The sequence below is a fragment of the candidate division KSB1 bacterium genome (genome assembly GCA_022562085.1).
GTDB lineage: Bacteria > Zhuqueibacterota > Zhuqueibacteria > Oceanimicrobiales > Oceanimicrobiaceae > Oceanimicrobium.
The window spans coordinates 1-5,230 of sequence record JADFPY010000320.1; the positions used below are offsets into that span (position 1 = coordinate 1).

A 5,230-nucleotide genomic window follows, 5' to 3' on the forward strand; every position below is an offset into this window, starting at 1 on the left:
GAAAACCATTTAGATTTATTTTACCCATCCAGATCGAAGATTGCACGCCGCTGGAGGATTTGAAAGAATGGCAAACCATTGACTTTAGCCAGGGCGATAAAACGGATGAGCTGATCTCCGCCATCCGGCGTGACCGGCAAAGACGTAACAAGCTTTAATAAGAGAGGAATATGTACGAAGCAACCGGCAGTCGCTACCCGGGTTCTCGGCCTTTTCATGATGATGCAGTCGATCGCATTATTTTCAGAGGCCGGGAAAAGGAGAAAGCCAGACTTCTGCAATTGATTCTGGCAGAAAAGCTGGTGGTGCTCTATGCAAAATCGGGGATGGGAAAGACATCCCTTTTGAATGCAGGGGTCTTTCAAGCGCTGCGGCTAAAGGGTTATTTCCCCTTTGCTCTAAGACTCAACGACCCGGAAAAGGCGCCATCGGAATTGATTTATGAGGAAATTGCAGGCGCCGCGCAAATGCATGGGCTTGAGTTCGAAAGTGGCCATAAGGGCACGCTGTGGCAGTACTTCAAAACCACGGAATTCTGGTCAAAGAAGGATGTGCTCTTTACGCCGGTTCTGGTGTTCGATCAGTTTGAGGAAATTTTTACTCTGGGGTTTTCCGAAACGCAAAAAAAAGAGTTTTTTATTCAGTTGGCGGACCTGGTCAGAGGCACCATGCCAAAGTCCCTGAAGGGACAGCCGCAAATACCCAGTGAGTCCTTTTACAGTGATAAACCGCCCAATATCAAAATCGTCATATCCATCCGTGAGGATTTCCTGGGCGATCTCGAGGAATTGGCGGATGACATTCCGACCATCCTGCGCAACCGCTTTCGTCTCACCCCCCTCACTCAGGAACAGGCCAAAAGAGCCATTGAGGAACCGGCTGGCCTGAAAAACAAGCAGTTGCAGACCAGGCGTTTCTCTTATACCAAGAGAGCCGTCAATACCATGATCAAATTTCTCAGCGAAGGCAGGAAAGGCAAAGAAATCGTTCCAACCGACGAAATTGAATTATTTCAACTGCAGGTGCTGTGCCAGCATATTGAGAAAAAGGTCATAACCAAAAAACTAGCAACAACAAAGAAAATCCTCAAGAAGCAGAGAAAAAGAAGCAAAATATTCAAATTACTTTTTCAATATACTCAGAAAAAAGTCCTCCTCCTGGAGCAAAAAACCGCAAACAAGAACCTGCAGATGAGACTTTGGCGGAATATTGAGAAATGGTTCGCTCACAAAATGAAAAAACCAGGCAGCAAAATACAGATCGCGCCAGATGACTTTGGTGGGCTGAGTGGTATGCAAAAGATCTGGCGAAATTTTTATGACACACAGATCAAGCAATTCACGTTCTTGAAAAGGCGAGCAGTTCGAATCCTGTGCGAGACGGGTCTGATCAGCTCAACCGGCAGAAGACTGAGCTTAGAAGCGGAGATGATCAAAGAGAAGTTTAGAGTCACAACGGATATTTTGTCGCGATTAATCGCCAACCGCTTGCTGCGCGTGGAACCGCGGCTAAACGGTTTTTACTATGAACTCAGTCACGACAATCTGGTCTCCCCGATCAAACGCTCGGCAAAAAATCGCAGAGTAAAAACACTCGTGCAAGTACTGGTTGGAACCGGTTTAGCAATTACGGTATTGACGGTCTACATGAAGGCATCCGAGGCATCCGCACTTGAACGCGAACGTCAAGGGGCCATGACATCAGTGCGAGAATACTTTAATTCAAAAAAACCAAATTACGACAAAGCCGTAGAGACGTTCAGGAACGCTGTCGATAAGAACTCAGAAGTCGTTTTCATATACGATAGCTTAAAAGTAGCTCTAGACTATTCAATTGAAGCTTCAAACCCTGATGGGTTGAAGTCTAAAGCAAAGTATGCAGCAAAAGAAATCGCCAAAATTGCCGCCGAGACATACAAAAAAGATAGAAAGTGGGCAGAAGCTACTTCTGCTTATCAGGAAGCAATTACATTCTATCCCTACGATCGAGACACCTATAGGCAATTAGTGGCTGCGTACAAGAATGCCGTCCACCAGAATCAAGAAGTTGCCTCCATGTACGACGATAGATTAAAAGTAGCCTTAGACAGATCAATCAAAGTTTCACCTGATTCGTTGAAGGCCGACGCTATGAATGCAGCAAGGGAAATCGCTAAAATTGCCGCCGAGGCATACGAAGGTCTCGGGAGGTGGCAAGAAGCTAAACTTGCTTATGAGAAAACTATTAAATTCAATCGCCGCGATCAATCCGCCAATGTGGGATTAGCCAATGCATATTGGAAGTTAGCGATTGCATCTGTTAAAAAACAAGACTATGATAAGGCCGGGGAAGTTTACAAGGAGTATATTAATATCGAGGCGGAATATGACTTCAACTATGATAAATTACTTGAAGAATTAAAGAAACAAGATCAGTCATGGCCGGACACACTCTACAAAATTGCATCCGCTGCCTATACCCATTTGGGCGATACATTAAAAGCGCGGCATAAATTAAATAAAGCTATCCGACAATACAAGAAAGCCGTAGCCTTAGACTCGATGAATTACCGCGCCTATGCTAGTCTCGCTCGTGCACATAGAGACCAAAAGAATTATGCACAGGCGAGCACAGCTTTTGCTCAAGCCATCAAATTCGCAGGATCTGATTCCGTGAAACTCTATAACTCTCTAGGACTTACCTATGTGTTTCAAGGAGAGTCACAGAAAGCAAAAGAACACTACTTAACCGCCATCGGCCTGGACTCGACTTACACCACACCGCTATATAATCTCTCCCGGGTATTTTTCGCTGAGGGTGATTTCAAGCAAGCCCTGCAACGCGCGGAGGAGAGTGTGAAAAAGGCCCCTAACAACACGGCCTACCAGCGTAATTTAGAACAAATCAAGAGCGCAATGAAGCTCTCAGCAAAAAAGTGACCGCTCCTTCCCCATGCTACCGAGAACCTTCTGGCTCAAATGCGGTAGCACGATTCCGGAGTCCATTCATGGCTCTCAAGAACGCTATTATTAAAAGGCCAGCACTTAAAGCAAACAAAATACCCAGTGTTAAGTTTTGATCAAAGGTCGCCTGTCCTTTCATCGCTTGAGAGGTTACTATAGCCGTTACACCAATATAACCTGAGATTGCCGGAACAATAACCCGGGTCCGCTGGGCTTCAGTCCAATTTGTAAACATCAGCAGAAATGCCAGAAGAGGCAAAATCTGCAGAGAATGCAGAGCTAGGGCGTGCGGTCCTTTCATAGAGCCGGCCGGGGCAACCATGTGGCTGTTCATGGTAATCATAAAAACACCAAAGACTTGAGCAGCAATTAAAATCAACATGGAACCCCGGATCGCCCATTTAAGAGTCGCGGGAGCCTTAAGAAACGTGAAGGATGCAATCAGAACGCCCACTATAAGTGGCAAATGCATGGCGATTGAAATCCCCATTATGGCGAAAACTCCTGCATCAAAGGAAGTGCTGTTGTTGAAATGAGAGGGGACGCCGCGCCAAACCTGCATGCTGATCAAAAACACTTCGACTAAAGTTGCCAGCACATAAGTTCCACCCAGGGTCCACCATAGCAAACGCTTTTTAGGAAAAAACGTCAGGAACCAGGACAAACTGATTGCGGTCAAACCAAATGCCTCGCCAAAGGTTATCGCTTTGCGGAAGGAGACATCACCCTGAAAAGTGCCGCCGGTTGCAATGAGGACACCGGTGTGAAAAACCCCGCTGGTTATTAGTAAAAAACCCGTGATATAAAGTACTTTCTGGTAGCTTTCGGCGTTTGCCCAGTACTCTTTCAGTTGGGCTGCCATGACTTTCGCGATCGAAGATGTGTTTGAGGGTGCCCTCTTTTTTTCTATGGCGGCTTCGGACATGGATCACTCCTTTCGTCCCAACATCTGCTTAGTAGTCTTGTTAAGAACTAGTGTGCTGACTTCTAGTGCCATTTACGAATTTGGACATAACATGTCACCCCGACACTTCGGGGTGGAATATTTATAGCAATGGCATTTTGAAACCACAAAACTCCACAAGGGGTGACATGTGGGTTAACCAAATTAAGAATCATTACACTATTTTATTTCTAGTAAACTACAACCTTTGCATGCGAAAGATGTGATAATTGATTAAATTATTAAACTGATTTCTGAGAGTCAACTAAATTTTTGGGGAGACTTTCTCGGTCATCATAAGTACCGTTCTTTGAGAACATTCTGGTGGTGCTTTTCATGTCCGGCAATAATATAAGGGAAGGTTCGAACCGTAAATTCACAGCCGCTGGCAATTCCTTTTCTCATCTGCATTTCTTCGTCAAAACTTTTAAATAGAAAAATGTTGGCCTGTCTGACGTGCCGAAATTCTTCTAAAAGATCAGTTAAAGGTAAATCATCAAATTTGGCAAATTTAACATAATCATCCTGTTCCATTCCGGGTAGTTCGCTCTGGTCGTTTCTGGCGATATTTAAGGCACGATAAGCAAAAACGCGCTCGACATCTATTACGTGTCCGATAAGTTCTTTAACGCTCCATTTATCCGGTGCATACCGGTAGAGTGCCTTTTCTTCACTTATATCTTTTAAGAGATGAACCGTTTCTTCAAGCTGTTTCCCCAATATTTCAATAATGTCTCCTTCGGGCACCTGGCTAATGTAAGTATGATAGTAAGGTGCACATTCATTTGCTTCGGGACGGGTCATAGATTATACCTCCTGCTAAAGTTGTGTTGATTCATTTAACCTGAATTATTCCTAGCGCAGCAGAGCCGCATCTCCAAATCCCAAATGTACAAATCCCAAATAAATTTCAAATTTCAAGCTCCAATTTTCTTCTCGTTAATTTGGGTAGGCGTTTCCGTAGTTGCAAACGGTGTACTCCTAAGTTTGGAATCTTAAAAATAATTTTCAGCAGGTGTGCAAAAATACCCCCGCAGTAAGTGAAGACCGCAACTTTAGCGAAATTTTTTCCTGGAATTTTTTCCTCCCGGTTTGATTAAGAGGCTAATTTTAAAGTTATTGAAAATGTCATTACGAATAACAAAATTGATATAGAAGCAGCTTAGACACAATGCATGTATTCTAACATATCAAACGTTCTTTGTCAAACAAAAATATTCTATCTATGGAGTAGGAGGAGCGGCGGTAAGCTCCCACTACTACCCCAATTAAGACATAGTCGCGACCGTTTATTTCCACCACTCCAGTAAAACCTCTAATCAGGGCCGATTAAAAATTTCTCGGG

4 protein-coding genes are annotated in these 5,230 nt (G+C 44.2%); 2 read left to right on the forward strand and 2 right to left on the reverse strand.

Features of this window, described 5'->3' with window-relative positions; translation table 11 throughout:
* Together IH879_19180 and IH879_19185 are read left to right on the forward strand one after the other, a co-directional pair.
* Positions 1–158 (forward strand): hypothetical protein (locus IH879_19180; protein MCH7677051.1); only part of this gene is annotated, 158 nt, incomplete at its 5' end.
* Positions 159–170: 12 nt separating this feature from the next.
* Positions 171–2,918 (forward strand): tetratricopeptide repeat protein, encoded by a 2,748-nt coding sequence (locus IH879_19185; GenBank protein ID MCH7677052.1) that lies wholly within the window; start codon positions 171–173, stop codon positions 2,916–2,918.
* A gap of 16 nt (positions 2,919–2,934) precedes the next feature.
* On the opposite strand, the gene IH879_19190 is transcribed toward IH879_19185, so the two are convergent.
* Positions 2,935–3,867: a hypothetical protein gene (locus IH879_19190; protein ID MCH7677053.1), complete on the reverse strand. Its 933-nt coding sequence runs from the start codon at positions 3,865–3,867 to the stop codon at positions 2,935–2,937.
* A 312-nt stretch (positions 3,868–4,179) separates the two neighbouring features.
* Entirely contained in the window at positions 4,180–4,689 is a 510-nt protein-coding gene (locus IH879_19195) for a DinB family protein (GenBank protein ID MCH7677054.1), read from the reverse strand.
* Positions 4,690–5,230: the final 541 nt, after the last annotated feature.

Coding starts and splice junctions, on each gene's coding strand:
- IH879_19195 (MCH7677054.1), bottom strand. CDS start 4,689: ATGACCCGTCCCGAAGCAAATGAATGTGCACCTTACTATCATACTTAC.
- IH879_19190 (MCH7677053.1), bottom strand. CDS start 3,867: ATGTCCGAAGCCGCCATAGAAAAAAAGAGGGCACCCTCAAACACATCT.
- IH879_19185 (MCH7677052.1), top strand. CDS start 171: ATGTACGAAGCAACCGGCAGTCGCTACCCGGGTTCTCGGCCTTTTCAT.